This is a genomic window from Bacillus sp. FJAT-27916, from assembly GCF_001183965.1.
Taxonomy (GTDB): domain Bacteria; phylum Bacillota; class Bacilli; order Bacillales; family Pradoshiaceae; genus Pradoshia.
On record NZ_LFZV01000001.1, the window covers coordinates 398239 to 415832 of the forward strand.

The 17594-nt window shown below is 39.8% G+C and carries 19 protein-coding genes and 1 pseudogene; 17 read left to right on the forward strand and 3 right to left on the reverse strand.

The genetic code is table 11. The annotated features are described in order from the left end of the window. Positions 1-24 precede the first annotated feature (24 nt). On the forward strand, positions 25-1320 hold the full coding sequence (eno, locus tag AC622_RS01840) for a phosphopyruvate hydratase (RefSeq protein WP_049669519.1): 1296 nt from the start codon (positions 25-27) through the stop codon (positions 1318-1320). Between the two features lie 154 nt (positions 1321-1474). After that, on the forward strand, positions 1475-2407 hold the full coding sequence (locus AC622_RS01845) for a tyrosine-type recombinase/integrase (RefSeq protein WP_231589466.1): 933 nt from the start codon (positions 1475-1477) through the stop codon (positions 2405-2407). Between the two features lie 616 nt (positions 2408-3023). On the opposite strand, the gene AC622_RS01850 is transcribed toward AC622_RS01845, so the two are convergent. Continuing rightward, positions 3024-4841, reverse strand: a complete 1818-nt coding sequence (locus tag AC622_RS01850; protein WP_049669520.1) for an ATP-dependent nuclease — start codon at positions 4839-4841, stop codon at positions 3024-3026. A 571-nt stretch (positions 4842-5412) separates the two neighbouring features. On the opposite strand from AC622_RS01850, the gene AC622_RS01855 reads away from it, so the two are divergent. The 12 genes and pseudogenes from AC622_RS01855 to AC622_RS01900 all read left to right on the forward strand — a co-directional run bounded on the left by AC622_RS01855 (position 5413) and on the right by AC622_RS01900 (position 13140). Continuing rightward, positions 5413-5988 (forward strand): recombinase family protein, encoded by a 576-nt coding sequence (locus AC622_RS01855; RefSeq protein WP_049669521.1) that lies wholly within the window; start codon positions 5413-5415, stop codon positions 5986-5988. A gap of 1359 nt (positions 5989-7347) precedes the next feature. After that, on the forward strand, positions 7348-7911 hold the full coding sequence (locus AC622_RS01860; protein WP_156185534.1) for a hypothetical protein: 564 nt from the start codon (positions 7348-7350) through the stop codon (positions 7909-7911). Positions 7912-7967: 56 nt separating this feature from the next. Beyond that, a complete protein-coding gene (locus AC622_RS01865; RefSeq protein ID WP_049669523.1) occupies positions 7968-8207 on the forward strand; it encodes a hypothetical protein in 240 nt (79 codons plus the stop codon). A 19-nt stretch (positions 8208-8226) separates the two neighbouring features. Further along, positions 8227-8400: a hypothetical protein gene (locus AC622_RS20905; RefSeq protein ID WP_156185535.1), complete on the forward strand. Its 174-nt coding sequence runs from the start codon at positions 8227-8229 to the stop codon at positions 8398-8400. A 51-nt stretch (positions 8401-8451) separates the two neighbouring features. After that, a complete protein-coding gene (locus AC622_RS01870; protein ID WP_049669524.1) occupies positions 8452-8748 on the forward strand; it encodes a hypothetical protein in 297 nt (98 codons plus the stop codon). Positions 8749-8750: 2 nt separating this feature from the next. Next, entirely contained in the window at positions 8751-9752 is a 1002-nt protein-coding gene (locus AC622_RS01875; RefSeq protein ID WP_049669525.1) for a hypothetical protein, read from the forward strand. A 20-nt stretch (positions 9753-9772) separates the two neighbouring features. Then, on the forward strand, positions 9773-10327 hold the full coding sequence (locus AC622_RS01880; protein WP_049669526.1) for a terminase small subunit: 555 nt from the start codon (positions 9773-9775) through the stop codon (positions 10325-10327). Continuing rightward, complete coding sequence (locus AC622_RS01885; RefSeq protein WP_049669527.1) at positions 10327-10674, forward strand: hypothetical protein; 348 nt, start codon at positions 10327-10329, stop codon at positions 10672-10674. Before AC622_RS01880 ends, AC622_RS01885 begins: the two co-directional genes overlap by 1 nt. A gap of 41 nt (positions 10675-10715) precedes the next feature. After that, entirely contained in the window at positions 10716-10955 is a 240-nt protein-coding gene (locus tag AC622_RS01890) for a hypothetical protein (protein ID WP_049669528.1), read from the forward strand. Positions 10956-11087: 132 nt separating this feature from the next. Next, on the forward strand, positions 11088-11840 hold the full coding sequence (locus AC622_RS01895) for a hypothetical protein (protein ID WP_049669529.1): 753 nt from the start codon (positions 11088-11090) through the stop codon (positions 11838-11840). A 302-nt stretch (positions 11841-12142) separates the two neighbouring features. Further along, positions 12143-12253 (forward strand): annotated as a pseudogene (locus AC622_RS20465) (hypothetical protein); the annotation flags it as partial. A gap of 209 nt (positions 12254-12462) precedes the next feature. Then, positions 12463-13140, forward strand: a complete 678-nt coding sequence (locus tag AC622_RS01900) for a DUF554 domain-containing protein (protein WP_049669530.1) — start codon at positions 12463-12465, stop codon at positions 13138-13140. 45 nt (positions 13141-13185) lie between these two features. On the opposite strand, the gene AC622_RS01905 is transcribed toward AC622_RS01900, so the two are convergent. Together AC622_RS01905 and AC622_RS01910 are read right to left on the reverse strand one after the other, a co-directional pair. Next, complete coding sequence (locus AC622_RS01905; RefSeq protein ID WP_049669531.1) at positions 13186-14373, reverse strand: carboxylate--amine ligase; 1188 nt, start codon at positions 14371-14373, stop codon at positions 13186-13188. Between the two features lie 190 nt (positions 14374-14563). Further along, complete coding sequence (locus tag AC622_RS01910) at positions 14564-15349, reverse strand: hypothetical protein (protein WP_049669532.1); 786 nt, start codon at positions 15347-15349, stop codon at positions 14564-14566. A gap of 198 nt (positions 15350-15547) precedes the next feature. Here AC622_RS01910 and AC622_RS01915 point away from each other — a divergent pair, with 198 nt between their 5' ends. The 3 genes from AC622_RS01915 to AC622_RS01925 all read left to right on the forward strand — a co-directional run bounded on the left by AC622_RS01915 (position 15548) and on the right by AC622_RS01925 (position 17564). Then, positions 15548-16237, forward strand: a complete 690-nt coding sequence (locus tag AC622_RS01915) for a hypothetical protein (RefSeq protein ID WP_049669533.1) — start codon at positions 15548-15550, stop codon at positions 16235-16237. Positions 16238-16458: 221 nt separating this feature from the next. Continuing rightward, positions 16459-16641 (forward strand): hypothetical protein, encoded by a 183-nt coding sequence (locus tag AC622_RS01920; protein WP_049669534.1) that lies wholly within the window; start codon positions 16459-16461, stop codon positions 16639-16641. 131 nt (positions 16642-16772) lie between these two features. Then, a complete protein-coding gene (locus AC622_RS01925; protein ID WP_231589574.1) occupies positions 16773-17564 on the forward strand; it encodes an SIR2 family protein in 792 nt (263 codons plus the stop codon). Positions 17565-17594 lie beyond the last annotated feature (30 nt).

Sequence of the window (17594 nt, forward strand, 5' to 3'; positions counted from 1 at the left end):
GATTTAAAAGGAGAGAATTATACAATGCCAATCATTATTGACGTATATGCACGCGAAGTCCTTGACTCCCGCGGTAACCCAACAGTTGAAGTAGAAATCGAAACAGAATCTGGCGCATTCGGACGCGCGTTAGTACCATCTGGTGCTTCTACTGGTGAATACGAAGCAGTTGAGCTTCGCGATGGCGACAAGAGCCGCTACCTTGGAAAAGGTGTTCAAAAAGCAGTTGACAATGTAAACAACATCATCGCTGAAGAAATCATCGGCATGCACGTTCTTGACCAAGCTGGCATCGATAAAGCAATGATCGAGCTTGACGGAACTGAAAACAAAGGTAAATTAGGTGCAAACGCAATCCTAGGCGTTTCCATGGCTGCTGCAATCGCTGCTGCTGACTTCCTAAACATTCCTTTATACCGTTACCTTGGCGGATTCAACACGAAACAGCTTCCAACTCCAATGATGAACATCATCAACGGTGGTTCTCACGCTGATAACAACGTTGACTTCCAAGAATTCATGATCATGCCTGTTGGAGCTCCTACTTTCAAAGAAGCTATCCGCATGGGTGCTGAAGTATTCCACAGCTTGAAAAACGTTCTTCACGGTAAAGGCTTGAACACTGCTGTAGGTGACGAAGGCGGATTTGCTCCAAACCTTGGTTCTAACCGTGAAGCTCTTGAAGTAATCATCGAAGCAATCACTAAAGCTGGCTACGAAGCTGGTAAAGACGTATACCTTGCAATGGACGTTGCATCTTCTGAGTTCTTCAACAAAGAAACGAAGAAATACGATCTAGCAGGCGAAGGCCGCACTGGTCTTTCTTCTGAAGACATGGTTAACTTCTATGAAGAATTAATCAACGAATTCCCAATCATCTCTATCGAAGATGGTTTAGACGAAAACGACTGGGAAGGTCACAAATTGCTAACTGAGCGCATCGGCGATCGCGTACAATTAGTAGGTGACGACTTGTTCGTAACTAACACTAAAAAGCTTGCTGAAGGTATCGAGAAAGGCATTGCTAACTCTATCCTTATCAAAGTTAACCAAATCGGTACATTGACTGAAACATTCGATGCAATCGAAATGGCTAAACGCGCTGGCTACACAGCTGTTGTATCTCACCGTTCTGGTGAAACAGAAGATTCCACAATCGCGGACATCGCTGTTGCAACAAACGCTGGCCAAATCAAAACTGGTTCTATGAGCCGTACAGACCGTATCGCGAAATACAACCAACTTCTTCGCATCGAAGACGAGCTTGGCGATTTAGCTGAATACAAAGGTCTTGCATCTTTCTACAACCTTAAAAAATAATTTAATAATGGGACGCCATTACTAAGTTATTGTATGTATTTAGTCATACAGAAAGGTGTATAGCTTGATTTAATCAGTTAAAAACTTGATAAACTATGTCGTACACTTTCGGAACGCTTTCTTCCTTTGAATAAAAGGAAGGAGGCGTTCTTTTTTGCGTTATGACGAATTTTTGCTTATGGATCTTCTGGAAGAGTTCATTTATGATATGCGAACCCAGAACTACTCTAAACGAACTGAAGAGACATATTTCTATAACACAAGACTCTTAATTGAGTTTTTGAAAGATGAAAAAAAGGTTCAATCTTTTGATGGTCTTAAAGTAATTCACTTGAAAGAGTTCATTCATCACTTACAAGAAAAAGGCTTCAAAGCAAGTTATATAAACGCAATCATCAAGTCGAACAGAGCCTATTTCAATTATCTTGTCAAAGAGGAATATATCTCTTCAAGCCCAATGAAAAAGATTAAGCTCCTGAGAGAGGAAAAAGTAGTTATCCACACTTTCACAGATGAAGAGGTAAGCCGACTCTTGAATGTATTCACATTTAAAACCTATCTTGAAGCCAGAAATAAGCTCATTATTGCTTTCTTCATTGATACAGGGATAAGACTTAGCGAGTTGATTAACCTCGAAACGAATCAAATTGAGGATAGTGTAATCAAAATATTGGGGAAAGGTCGTAAGTGGAGGTTTGTCCCTATCAGCCCGCAATTAAAGAAGTTGATATTCCGTTATCAGCGAATACGGAATAAATATTTCCAAAGAATCGAGACCCAGTATAATAACTTTTTTCTAAGTAGGAGTGGGAAACCTCTCACAACTGTCATGGTGGAATATGTGGTAAGAGAAGCCGGAAAGAAGGCGAGAGTCAGAGAACAAATTAGGTGTAGTCCTCATACGTTCCGACACTATGCAATCCAATCTTTTCTGAGACAAGGTATGGATGTGTACAGTGTTTCAAAAATAGCGGGTCATGAAAATATATCTATCACAAATAGGTATCTTCAGGGACTCCAAACGGATCACATAATTGAGACGGCTTCAACAAAGAGTCCAATTGGTTTTGTAAAGAGGCGTAGATAAAAGAAAAAGTCCCCAGCTGCAACTGGAGACTAAAAACATTATTGAAGTAAAACTGAATAAGAAATCCTCATCAGCTTCTTGTCTATTTTACCATTTTTGAAAAATAGGCTCAAGAGGTCTAGTTTCCTATTGTCTTTTTTAGGTCGGGTGAGGGAAGGTTGCCCATTAACTTCTCAAACTGGTCAGGGTTCAGTGTACCCAATGCAGAAAACAACACTCCTACGCCCTGAGATTCAATTCTCAGCCTTTCCCTTACTCAAGGCGGGCGTTTGTAGGTGATTGCGACCGTAACAGTGTAGGAGGTATTCTGAGCCTTTTCGGAGGCTGGAGCGAATAACGACAAAGACATTTAGGGCAGAATATAAATGAGTTATTCGTTGCTGGAAAGCAATAACTGAGTAAGGATGATACAAGAAACTTCAACCATGAACGACCGTTCAGTACCTTAGTTATTCCCTGTTTTCTCGAAAAGCATTTTTTTGTTTTTCCTGAAATCAGGGACTAACTATGTCCAATTGCTTAAGTCCATTTCACTCCCATTCAGTGAATGGAAGACCTTGAAAGTCAAGAAAATTGTATAAAGATATATGATTGTTGAAGGTACTGGGTAACAAAATCAATGAAGAGATAATGGATCAGACTGTGAAGCCTCATAAATGGATTTTAATTTATCTATTTCTAAAAACTCAATTAAGGTATTAGGTACTAATTTTTCATCAAAAGTATCTAGTTTGCTTATTGCCTCCCAGATACCATTGCTATCCTTATCATTTTTTGTATAACCAATTAAGGCTTCTAATTTAGGTATATTAAAATGAATTTGGTCGTTATTAGCCTCATTTATTAATTTCCAATTAGTTGTAACCATAGCTTTTTTTGTTCGGTCACTTAATGCTTCGCCTTTTAAGTTAAAGGCTTCAATATGGGCAATTTCATTTCTGTAAAAATCGCTACCTTTTAAATCATCTATATTCGCAAAATACAGTTTCCCTGTGAAATCCTTACTAAAATCGAAATCATTAATTAGATAAAAATCTAGACCTAAGTGTTTACATAATTTAACAAGAACTAATGCAGTGATTTTTCCATGATGCGGAAGTATAGCGATATTATTGAAATTGAGGTAGGCGTCAGCGAAGCTAGAATTCTTTGTTTTGTCCAATACTTTTTTTCTAATAATTTCTTTATAAACCATCATGTCATTTGGACCTTCAACAAGTAATACCTTTCTACTGAAAATTATTTTATTTAAATTCGGTTCGATTATCTTGATGTAATTATTGTAGTCTCTAAATTTGTTTAATAATTCTCCCTCTTCCTCGGTCGCCATTATCTTTGATAGGAACTCATCAGAAGATTTATTATATTTAATTTCCGTTTGCTTTTTACTTTCATCAAATTCTAATCTGATAAGACCTTGTGTATCAAAAATATCGACCATTTTATCGGAGTGGGTGGTATAAATAACCTGATGTCCCTTCTCTGCCAATCCACATAATACAACTTTATAGAAGTATTCTTGATGATTTTCATGCAAAAAACTCTCCGGTTCTTCAAATAAAAAAAGGCATCTATCTTCATCGTTAGTTTCAGCAATTGCTTGAATTACAGCCATTACAAACATTGATATATAACCATCACCAAATTGCTCTATTGGTACCAAATTAGAAGCATCACCATTCAATCCAATCTTGAACATCATTTCTAAGAAAATATCTTCATATTCTGGTAACCCAAACTCAATATTGCAATTATTATCTCTAAGATTCTTTGAATAATTTAATTGTATTTTTTTTATAAAATCATTTAGTTGTGAATCTTGTAGTATTTCCTCTGTGGATCCCTTTATTGAATCATTAAATGTATTTTTCTTCTTATGCATTTCTTTATCTGAGTCGACTAGACTTTTTATATGTTTAGCAAGAAATGAGGTAAGATTGCCCCAACTTGTTTTTTTAGTAGAGATTTCTTTTTTTATTTCGTGAAAGTTAATATAAAAAATCTTAAAGTATTTTGAGGCTCCATATGCATCATAATTTCTTACTCTTTGGTTAGCGTCTTTATAGGGACTCATTGTAGCACTTTCTATTTCAGTACCATCTAAAGTAATATTTAAAAAATTAAACCCAGTTAAATTTGCATACTTACCCTTTTCAACCTTTTTTTCTACACTAGTTTCCATTTCTGCAACGATGCTTGGAATATTATTAAAATCTCTATTGTGAAAATCGTCTCTGGTGAAAGTATCTTTTGCGACATATTTTTCAGTTATTCCATATAGTATAGCGTTAAGTACATTGGTCTTTCCGGCGTTATTGTACCCTACAATGGCAACAGGCTTTTTGTAGTCTTCTGATGGGAATGAAATAAACTTCCTTTCACCAAAGGATCGATAGTTTTCAATTTCAATCCATTTAATTCTAATACTACTCATACATAAAACCTCCAAGTATAGTTTTATACCATATGGCGTTCGTGCAATTACATTTTTTTCCTTTTTATAATGCAATTGTATCATACTAAAATTCCTGTATCTAGGATAAAATGGTCGTTTTTTCCAATTATTCTCTAGCTTACTATCAATCTGTGGGAAACAGACTCAGCTATATTACTCTATTAAAGTCCATTATAGCCTGCTGATAAGCTTTATTTGAACTGCTGTAAAGGTTTCAGCCCCTATTAACCAACATGCTGTTATAGTATAGAAAAACAGGCTCAGGTCTCATAAGTAGTTGACACTGTTTGTGTAGCCGCATAGAATAAGGGTTATAACAGGCTCATTTAATCAGCTCATTTAATGTAAGAGCTTTAAGAAGAAGATTAAAGAACCAATCACATAGAAGAATAACCAGAGACCAATAAAGACAGCTTAACAGACCTTCTCACTCGGTCGACAATGAGGGGAGGGGGTGCTTTAAATTTGGCTTCTGGCATGACGTATAGGCAAGAAATACATATTTCTAAAATAGTACCCGAGAAAATAACCACAGCAGGAGGAGACAATCATGGAAGTAGGATACATAAGAGTAAGTACAGTAGGTCAGGATTTAGCCACTCAAGAGAGCTATATGGAGTATAAGGGAGTTAAAAAGGTATTTGGAGAGAAACGTTCAGGATCAGAAATGGAGGAGAGAAAGGCTCTTCAAGAGTGTATTGACTTTGTAAGGGAAGGAGACATTCTTCACGTTTCCAAAATGGACAGACTAGCAAGAAACACTAAGGACGCTCTGACAGTCTTAGAGCAACTTGTGGATAAGAATATTACTGTGGTTTTTGGCGATATAGGAACTGTGGATAACACTCCCGCTGGTAAATTAGTCTTCACTATGTTCTCCGCTTTCGCCGAATTTGAGAGAAATAGAATATTAGAACGTACCAACGAAGGAAGAGAGAAAGCTAAGAAGAAGGGTGTTCAGTTTGGACAGCCGAAAAAGACGAAGCTCTCTCCAGTAGTACGCCATTGGATAGAAGAAGTAGAGAAAGGGACTATCTCACAGCCCCGAGCAGCTGAGATGGCTGGAGTGAGTTTAGCAACCTTTAAACGCCATCTGAAGAAATATCGAGAGGGAGAGATGAAATGAGAGAGGTCTCCGCCCGTAATCCTAGCTCCATATTATAGGTATCGTTTTTGATACTTATGGTATGGAGCTTTTTGTGTGTCCAAAAGGTTAAGGCGAGGGGGTATCACCAATTTTGGTGACACCTTAAAATTGAGGAGGGTTAGGACGGGCAGGTATTAAATTTGATACTTATACTCTGGAGTCCCTATAGCCGAAAAGGGGGCTGAGAGAGCTGGCGATAAGCCTCAATCTTAATAGGTATCAAAAATGATACTTATATAGGTATCAAATTTGATACTTTATAGGTATCAAAAATGATACTCTATCCAACATATAGCCAACAGAGTTAACCAACATATATTGATTGATATCTTCCGTTCGCTAAAGCTCACGGATATCCGTTAATAAGAATATCTATATATTTAAAATAAATAGCCGTTAAGAGGATAGATATATAAAGGCTAGATTTCGGCTATTTACTCTATAAGTATATAAATTACCTCTATCCCCTTATCAATCCTCGGGTATTCCTTTATTAGAAAAGATAAAGGAGAGATACGCCCCGCCTCGCTCAGCTCCTCCCTCGCTCTCTCCTGCTGTCCTGAAAGTTATTTAAAAAAGTTCCTCTAATAGTGTTACAAACGTGCTTCATAGCTGGAACTATACAATGTAAGCACTAAAGATATGTTTCCCTAAAACACTTCTTTGGCTCACTAAAAACTCAATACAGCGGAACAGGTCACTAGTCCAACTAGTATCTATAAAGTCCGTAGGGAAGGTGTGTTTATGTAGGGGTAAACATTCTTTCTCATGGATCAGTATCCGCTGGAATATCTTTTAAGAGATTTCGAGTGAACGTAGTGAACGAGAAGTGTTTTAGAAAACAATCTTTAAAGAAAAAAAGATTTCAGCTTCGCTGAAGTAACTACCCGCTAATATCCCCCTATCCACTATTACCACCCTATCGGCTAAATAAATTTTTTTTTATAAATTCTTATATTTTGTGTGACCAGAGCATAGTGAACTCGGAACTATATAGTAGAGGGGTATTGAACCTCCCCTCCTCTATTCCGCCTCTTAAGTTTCATGAAGTTCTTAATATACTTAAGAGTTTCCTGAAGCTTGAAAGAGCTTCTAACTACTATCACTGTATTAGAGCCAACATACAGAGATAGGCTTCTTATTTTGTTCAGGGTTTGTGGCTATTATGAGGCTTCAGAGCCTCTGAGGTAGTCTCCCTCAGAGGTTCGATAAGCCGTGTAATATTACCTCCTGGCTTATTGCTATTTCTCTTATTCTTTTTGAGTTGAGTGGTTGAGTCCACTCTTCTCTTTTTGAATAGTGAGAATAAAAATTATCCTAAATAACTATAAAGGAGAAATGCAAAAAATGTATAACATGAGTTTCTACCAATTTACTCAAGAAAAGAAAAGAAAAGAAATGAAGGCTTTGGAAGAGAAGCTTCAAAAAGAGGAAGCCCAGCTCAGATTGGAGTATGAGGAGTATATAAAAGCTGAAGACGAAAGAAGACGAGCTGAAAGAATTGCAAAATTTGGCGAAAACGCTAATGTCCGTGAGCTACGTGTTGTGGATGGTGTCCCTATCATTTTTAGTACGGACGGGTTCTCTAAAGTAGTTGACGCTGAGGTAGTCAAAGACCTAGAACAGCTATCCCACCAACAAAGGAGTGAGCTTTACACTTTGGAGCGTGGCGTGTACGGGCGTTTGGAGTCAGGCTTCACTAATTATGAAATTGACGAGGAACTGGTCTCAAGAGCTTTCAACATGAAGCTTGAATCTTTCGACCAACTATCTGGAATCCATGAGAAAGGGAAGAAGCTCGGCTATTCAAAGTCTTTCGTGGATCAACAGCTTGAACTTTATCCAATGGATAAGCTAGAAGGCATGATGGATATCTCATTGAAACAAAAATTTAAAATGTGAGGTGGCTCTTAGGAGCTACTTCTTTTTTATTACTTGAAAGAAAGGATGAGAGATTAATGGATTTAAATTTTGATTACAAAAGCCGACTGTTTGACTGTCTTTATGAGATGAAGAAATATGACGCTGAGCTTTACGTTAAATATGCCGACAGAGTGGAGCTTGAGTTGTACAGACTAGAGCAGATAGACAGGCTCTCAGGGGCGCTGAAAACACTCAAAGGAAAGGAGCAAGAGGCTCGTTTTCGGAGGCTATGGAATGATATGAGAAGTGAGCAAGCTGAAAAGGACGGAATTTAATTTACTGGAGGAAGACACTATGGAGAACAAAACATACAAAAAGACAACTGTGGCTCTAAAGCCTGAAATCATCCAGAAGGCTAGTGAGCTACAGCAACGCTACAGAATGGACTTAAACCTATCCCTCCACAGGACTCAGCTAGTGGAGTTATTGATTAATGAAGCCCATGCCCGCCTAGTGGCTGGGAAGTAATTTTTAGCCCTTATAACCACCAGAACCATGAACAGAATAGGAGCGATATTTATGGATATCAAGATTAAAGTGAATAAATTTGAAGAAGTGTTTCTGACAGTCCTTAAGATGGTTAAGGACATTGAGAAAGAGGCTAGTGGAATTGAAGAACTAAAACAAAGCTCTCGCCTAGTTAAAAGACGAGCCGAGGTTATAGGTCAACGTTTTCACTACCTTCAACTAACTAGAGCAGAGCTTCCTGAGTTCTATGAGAGAGCGAAAGAGAATCTTGATATAGATACAAATCAATTGTTACTGGATTGCTTGCGGGTACTAGCCGACATTGAAGTTATAAAAGGGGGCATTTAAGGATGATAGAGCGTAATGAGCTGGGATACTACAGATTGGATACAGTAACAAGCTATGCTCCAACGTCCCGCAACCTTTTGAAGCTTCTGAAGGATAAAACAATCACAGAAAACGAATACGTCCTATATCCGCTGATTCGTGACTTGTGGGAGCTATCTCATCTCAACTATGAGAGATACTCCCATGAGGGGAAGATTTACTGTAAATACACTGAAGAGAAAGCTATGGAGGATTTAGGCTGGAATAAACAAAAGTTCAGAAGAACACTGAAGAAGCTTGAGGCAGTCAATCTTGTCTCTACTATCGGGAAAGACGGACGCTCTAATATGCTGTACTTGCCTTGTGAAGAGAAGGTCTTCCTTAATGGTATTGTTGGCTCTCACAAAGTCTCACAAGCTCTTGTAAGGGCTGGGAACGTTGAGGAGCTACTTGCTGACGTTGAGGCCCAATCTAAGGGAGTAGTGGCTTCTAAGAGAAAAGAAGTTAAAGCCCCAGCGACCAAAGAAGAGGTTAAAGCTGAAGTTATGGATCAGGCGAAAGAGAAGCAGCTATCCCCAGAAGTCGTGAAAGAAGTCATGGAAAGACTAGAAGAGAACGCTCCAAAATACTCAAGTGGAGTAAAGAGCTACGTTACTAAGACGATTGAGAGTGTAGTGAAAGATACTCCTCAACCTCAACCCCGTGAAGAACCACAGGAAGAACCACAGGAAGAACCACAGGAAGAACCACAGAGTATTGAGAAGGTGGAAGAAGTAACTCCAACTCCTCAAGACAAAGCGGACTTAAAACTTCCTACTCCTCAGGGTAGTGACTCTATCCCTTCAACTGACCTGAAGAAGCAATCTCCACCTAATCCAACTTATCCAGAAACTAATGAAGAGTTTTTACGTCGTCTTGGTTTCAAACCATATGAGAAACTTACGCTAAAAATTAAAAGTGTGGATGAGCTTTTTGAGGAAGGACGATTTATCACTGAGGAAGAGTGGGACGAATTACTAGCTTAAATTAGAAAGGACGAAATGATATGCCAGAAGTAACTAGGAATCATGTAATGGAAGTAAACGAGGTTTCCCCTGAGACAGTGGAAGCCTTAAATAGTTTTAGACCTTTGAACGATAGACAGAGAGCCTTTGTCCATAATTATCTCCTTACAGGGAGTGTGCCAGAGGCTTCTAAAAGGGCGGGATACACAAGTAAGCACGGCTGGAGTCTCCTGAATCGTCCAGACGTTAATGGCTTCATAAAAGAACATCACAAGTATTGGACGAGTGAAGAGATTGCTTCCGTGGAAGAGGTGCTAGTCCACTTATCGGACATTGTGAGGGGAGAGGCTACAGACGTTATCATCAACGCTAAAACAGGCAAGAAAGAAACGATCCCAGCTCCAACCTTAGCCCGTTTGAAGGCTTTGGAACACTTAACCAAAGCGTATGGAATGGCTCAGAACAATATCACAATTAACGGGACAATAACTCATGATGATAAGCCAAGACGAGAAATCATAACTGTAGAGGAACTCAAGAACATGGTGGAGCTTACTGAGGATGATATTGAACTATTGGAAGGAGAAGAGGATTGATGAGGTTTGTCGTTGAGCCTGAAGGTTTGTTAAGCATTGATGGACTTGAAGGGGTGGCTATCTTCCCTATCGCTGAGACCTTTCTTCCAAAAGAGGAAAGGGGAAAAGTTGTTCTCAGCCATGCTGGAGGGGAGATAGAAGCCCCCGCCTCCTCTTCTATGATGGGAACAGCAAAGAGGTATAAAGATGGAACAAAGCTGAAGATAAGAGGGAGGGAGTTCAGAACAAGTTGTTCAACTCTTTATCTAACTGATGAAGGTTATTGGAAACTAGAAGCGTGTATTAACCCTATTGAACAGAAAGAAGGTTGTCATTGTGAGTTGGTTGTTTGTTTTGATATTGGCTGATATGTTGGGCGTTAAGTTAGCAGAGGAAGGGGTGAAGAGAAATGGAATATAAGATAACAAAAACTTCACAAGAAGCTCCTCCAAAGGTCTATATAGATTGGATTGACGGCTGTGAGGTGGAAGCCGTTCAATTAGGATCAGGAGAAGTTTATTATCTGTCTATGAACTATGACCTTCAGAGGGCTGGGTATAAGCGTATAGATACAGGGAAGGTAATGCACGTTAACTATGGTGGAGAAAGAAAGTTAATGAGTCTCTATGAGTTAAAGAAAGTGAACTAGGACAGTGGCTGAATGGCTTCTGTCCTTTTTTGTTTATCAGGATAAATGCACCTAGTTTGCTAAAAATGTGAAATAGTATTAAAATTATACAAATTCTTTAAAATGAAAAAATACACTTAAGGGGTGGTTTTGATGGTTTCGGTTACTCGGAGAATATCCCAGGTTAAACAACCTAGGGGAGGTTATATAAAACCAAAAGATTTTGTTGTTACAGATTTATTGGATACTGAAACTTTAAACGAAAGTGAAAATATTCACAGTAGTTTAATTGGCTTAGCAGTAGATTATCTTACAAGGTTTTTAAGTGGCACACCAATTGAGGAAGCATTTGGAGTTTCATTGATGGGAGCAACTAACGTAGGAGAGTTTGAATTAGCGTACGATTTAATACACCATATAAAGGGTACAGATGATACTTCAATTGAATGTGCATGTAAAGTGGTAGGGTATGATGTAGCATATCGTGCGGGAATGTTAGGCTTTAAACCAGTAGAGCTTATTAATCCTGATAAAGAAACTATTTCGAATATAAGAATTATGGTGAATAGGGGACTGAGTTTCTTCAAACTTTATGGACCTGTAATAAAGGATAGTTTTACTTTTAAAGGTGGATATACGTCTCTTATTGATACAGGTGATGGTGATTTTTTGACAGAAAGCACCTTGTGGGATTTTAAAGTTTCAAAAACAGCACCAACTAATAAGCATACATTGCAATTACTTATTTATTATTTGATGGGTGTTCATTCTATTCACCCTGAATTCAAACAAATTAAAAACCTAGGAATCTTTAATCCACGTTTGAATAAAGTTTATTTGTTATCTATAAGCACGATACCTAATGAGATTATCAATGAAGTTGAAACTATTGTTATAGGGTATTGATATATTGTTCTTTATGAATTATAGATTTGAGATACTAATGTGATGACTTTGGGGGATTCAATGGAATAAAAGATGTATCCTTGTTAAATTAGGTGTTTATCAAGTGTACATTTTGTTAACTGAAAAAAGCCCTCCAACGTGTAACACCTAAATGAAGAAGTAAATCTTCCGTGAACTTTTCCATCCATATACTTGTTCATATATCTTAAACATGGTAGGATTATTACGTACAGAGGAAGAAAATCTGACTTCTGGAAGCATACAAACGTTGATTTATCAAGGTTTAGCTGATTGATTATAAAAGTTATACAGACCGTATCGCGAAATACAACCAACTTCTTCGCATCGAAGACGAGCTTGGCGATTTAGCTGAATACAAAGGTCTTGCATCTTTCTACAACCTTAAAAAATAATAGCTGAACAGCTATTGCTGAGAACCCCTGAACAGGCGGACGCGCTGGTTTCAGGGGTTTTTCTTTTTTTAGTCTGTTAATCAACAATATTTTAATGTCAACATTCATCATTAATAGGTTTTTATTGATGCTATATGTCAGAAATGTACGGTAAGATTAAATGGGAATACCCATTATTATTCGGATACATAGAAGGAGAAGCAGATTATATGTACGGCACACTATTCAATGTAGCCATGATTATAGCGGGGAGCATAATCGGGAGTATCTTTAAGAAGGGGATTAAGGATGAGTATCATGCCATTCTCATGAATGCGATGGGATTAGCCGCAATGGGGCTTGGAATCAATGCCGTTGTTCAGTATTTGCCTCTCAGCCAATATCCTGTCCTGTTCATCGTGAGCTTGGCTGCCGGAGGCCTGCTCGGACAAAGACTGGATTTGGATGCGAGATTTACTACACTCGTGAACAGGTATTCAAGCGGTCGTTTGGCAGAGGGGCTGTCGACAGCAATTTTGTTATTTTGTATTGGGACATTATCGATTCTTGGTCCAATCGAGGCAGCTCTGAATAAGAATTATACGTATTTAATGGCAAATGGGATGCTTGATGGGATTACCTCCATCGTACTAGCCTCTGCATTTGGAATCGGCATTGCGATAGCGGCTGTCGTTTTGTTTCTATGGCAAGGGTCTATTTATGTATTGGCAGGTCTCATGGAGGCCTCGCTAAGTACAGACCTTTTGAATGAAGTGTCTATTGTAGGAGGGCTGCTGATTCTCGCATCCGGCTTGAGCATTCTTGATATCAAGAAATTCAAGACATTAAATTTACTGCCCGCATTGGCGGTTCCGCCTATTTTCTTTTTAATCATGCACCTGTTCTGATGAAATTCATAGAGAGGCCCCTAAATCCATTGGAGTTAGGGGCTTTCATTTTGGATTCATTCTTCGCAGTGTTCTCTTGGTCCTCCATTCCGTCAGCAGATTAGAAAGACCATAACGAATGGCCGGCATTGGATCTGTCCATCTGAAGAGGGCAAATTCCTTCGGTTTGAACAAGGTTCGAACCCATTTAAACCAGGTGATTTTTTTGGTTTTCCGTTTTTCTCTAGCTGAGAGAAAATAGGGGACAAGATGAACCCATTGAATCCCCTCTTGCTGATCTAAGACAGATTTAAATGGCTTGTCTATCAAGGTTAAATAATAAAGATAGGGAAGGTTAACCTCACATCTTGTCGCAAGGCTGTGCCAGAGCCAAGGCCTTGTGTTGATGCCAAGGAATTTCAATTTGCCATCAGTGACGTCCCTCTTGAGTTCAACTGCTGCAATCCCCACCACGTTGAATAACTCGAGGATGCGGAGCCCCTCTGCCAGCACCTCCTCCTCTATGATGCTTTCAACTAACGTGCCTGATCCATATTCCGCAGGATACTGATCCAGTTTCCGCCCCATAAAAGCTGCCTTAAGCCGCTTTTCCCCGTCATAAAGTGCGCCAACCTGATAAATGGCTTCATCGGGTCCAGCGACAATTTCCTGAATCAGCAATTCGCCAAACGTGCTGTACTGAAATAGATTTCTGCGGAGTTGATGGAGATTCTCGATGACAATCACTTTCCGATTGAGATGCTTGCGAAATTCATACCCGAATACTGGCTTTAAGACACAGGGGAACTTGATGTCGCGTAAGATGGTTCGATAGCGCAAGGGATTATGAACAATGAATGTCTTTGGAGCATCTATTTGTTTCTCCTTGATTATGGGGATGAGCTGCCGTTTATCAATGATGGAATCGACTAATAAGGAGTCAGGCAATAGAAAGAGGAAGTGCTTGGACAGTCTTGCCCGATATTTCGATATGAATTGAAGGAATTCATCTGAACCGGCGAGCAATATAGGGTTTTCATGAAAGAGTTCTCGTTCCTTCAGAAGGAATTGCAGAAGGAACTCATCCTGTGTTAGAGGGTCAGGACATGGCTTGCAGTCTGCAAACCGTGTACGTCCTTTTTTGTATTTCTCGGGGCAATCATAGCCATGCACTTGAACCCCCATGGAAGCAAGGCTCCTGATGATGCCGATGCCGCATGGGCTTAAGTCGAGAACGAAAGCACTGGCAGGCATGGTTCATTCCTCCTTCCTTTGTTATGTAGTAGGCATGGTTGTCCGAGAATTGGTTAAAAGGAAGGCGAGAAAATAGCGCCGTTATGCGCATAAGCTTTCTTGCCGGATGAGCCGTGCTTCTAATCAGTTACTTGTCAACAGTATATACAAGCCTTTATGCATGTGTGAAAGGTTAATAGTGGAATTCTCCTTACAGCTTCTCGATGTGGATTCCATCTCCAATGTATTGGAGACGCATATCCCCGTCATATTCCCACACTAGGTAGTTTGAACCCGCCTGAATGAAATGCCCTTCCCCAATCTTGGCTGAACCATAGGAAAGAGAAATCCTGTCACCTGTTTTGAAACCGCTGGCTACCGTATGCTCAGTCACTTTTTCCTCAACGACTCGAGCGGCAGTTATTTCTTGCTCCTCTGTTATTGGAGCTGTCTGCCTATCTGCTTCTAATGAGAGCTCCAATTGTTCAAGCGGGACTGTCACCTCAGGAGATGATGACTGCTGCGGCGGAGAAATGGCATGGTTCTTTATTGGTAAAGGTGTTTGTAAGGAAGCAGCTTCCGGCAGAGCTGGATGATCGGGTTCTTTTTTAACCTGATATGGGCTGGTGCTTTGCTGTTGGATTTTCAATGCACGTAAACGATTGAAGGAAAGCTGCTGCTGGTAGAGGAAATCCTGCCTTGCCGTCTGCTCAAACAAGCGGGCTAGTGAACGGGGGAACCGTCTAACACGCTTTTTTGCCAGGCTGCTGCCCTTGACTGGAGCGGCTGCTATCTGGACTGTCTCTATGGAAGGTGATGAGTTCTTCTTAGCCTTTAATCGATTGGGGTTCATCAGCTGCTGCCATATTCTCGATTGAAATAAGGGCTGCCCGGAGCAATCAGTTATCCGGTAGCTGGGATCATTCATATAGATAGCTGACGGGGAAAAAACAACAGGTTTAATGGAAGAATTGATATAAAGGATACAGGTTGCCATTACATGACCTCCTTTCTGTTGTTATAAGGTATGGGGAAATCTCTTGCATAGTGACGTTCATCTAGTAAAATAGGCAGCTATGCTAGTGAAAATGTATCTTATCCCCGTAACTATTTCATGTGTATAGGCATATGATTCAGACGGTTCTACTCAGGGCGCATACTATATAAAAAGTCTTTGGGAAAGGAGGAGCTAAGAGTGGATCAAGAACATACACAGCCAAATGAAGGGCTAACCTCTTCAAAATCATCCTTGCCGCTCGGTTCAATCTCAGACATTTTGAACATGATGTTTAAGCCTGGTGACCGACTTCAGCTATATGCTGGTGCTGAACCTTATAAAGAAACAGGCTCCTTTCTAGCAACAACTGATGATGTACTCATCTGGATAGACGCGAAGAATCATGTGTCCTTTCAATATATTGGAGGAAACCTTGGGATAAGAAAGATCGGCAGCGACACTAGTACCTCAGAAAACAAAATGAAAACCGCATCTGATAAGAAAAATACAAACCAATCAGCTGAAAAGGTCACAAAGGCAGAAAATGAAGCTCCGTCAAAAGAGAACAATCCGCAGCTTGCCAGAGTGGAGGATATGGGCATCGAGGCGAGTGTGCCGCCGCTGAACAAACCGGAGGAAGCGGGCACTATAGACAATTTTTCTCCTCTATTCACTGAGCCACAAGAGATAAGCCATATGGAAGAAGCCATTCCTCAATTAATTGAGATGGAGAAACCAGCAGAGGATATCGAAACGGAATCTGAGGAAAGCAGCTCTGTTGCTTATTTTACTTTGGAATCAAGCGAGGAGAGCAGCGAGGAATTAATAGAAGAAGTCAAAAAGAAATTAGCAGCAGTAGAAGAAACGCTATCTAAGGAGCAGAAGTAATGGATTAGGCAGCAGCTTATGTATCATGAGCAGCTGCCTTTTTTATTTGATTGTCGGCGGAGATAGGCGCATCCCTCGAACTCCCCGCGTGCTCTAGGTAAATCGAAAATAAAGTTCTGATAAATATCTGAAGTTTTCCTTTGAAAATGGGAGAGTGCCTTGTCAAAAAGGACTTGCGGTAAATATATATATCTAGAATAAGAACTAAGGAGGAAATGTAAATGAGACCAGAGGATAATTTAACATTGGGAGACAAAATCAAGGTGTATGCCGGTGATGACACGATTGGTACTGGAAGCTTTGTGAGTCTATCAGATAGTGTGCTTACTTGGGCTAATGGCAATGGGAACATTACGTTCACGTATGCAGGCACTGGTTCAGCTGTCTCTATCAAGAAAATCTAAGTGTAAAGCCAAATACCTGCAATAGCAGCGGGTGAAGGGCTTAATTAGACTGCCTATTTAGGCAGTCTAGTTTTCTTAATAGGGTCATACATATGTTGTAGAGAATGAAGGAGGGATTCGATAAGTTGATCATGGAGCTGGCAAAAGCAATCAAGAATAAGGAAGTCATTCTGTTCATCGGTTCTGGTGTGCCGAAAAATCTTGGCCTGCCCACCTATTCAGAGATGATTGCCCAGATGGCTCATTTGCTCGATTTCGACCGAGAAGCCTTTAAGGCATTGGGAAACAGTGATTTCCTGCTGCTGGCGGAGTACTATTATTTGCAGAAGGGATCACTAGGCGGATTGCGTAGCTGGATGGATCGACAATGGCATAACCCCCATATTGATATTAGCCAATCGACTATTTATAAGCTTATCATCGAGCTTGGATTTCCGATTATTTATACAACCAATTTCGATCGATGGCTGGAGAATGCGTTCGACCATTATGGGGAGGAATACGTGAAAATCACCAATGTAGCCGATATCCCGAGTATTAAACCGGATGTGACGCAAATCATTAAATTCCATGGTGACTTTGATGACGACGCCTCTCTTGTCCTAACAGAATCCAATTACTTTAACCGGCTGGATTTCGAAACCCCCATCGACATTAAGCTCCGCTTGGATTCCTTGCAGAAATCGCTCCTGTTCATCGGATACAGCTTATCAGATATCAATATTCGCTACATGCTGTATAAACTGCAGAAACAATGGGATGAATCAAGCTTCGGTCATATTCGACCGAAAAGCTATATATTTATGGCAGGTGAGAATCCCATTAAAGAAAGAATTCTGCGCGAGCGGGGCATTATCCCAATTGTATCGGGTGAAGAGCCTGGTGCCGCACTAGCCCATTTTCTAGAATCTCTGAAAATATAAAATTTAACATCAATGTAATATTTATCCTAT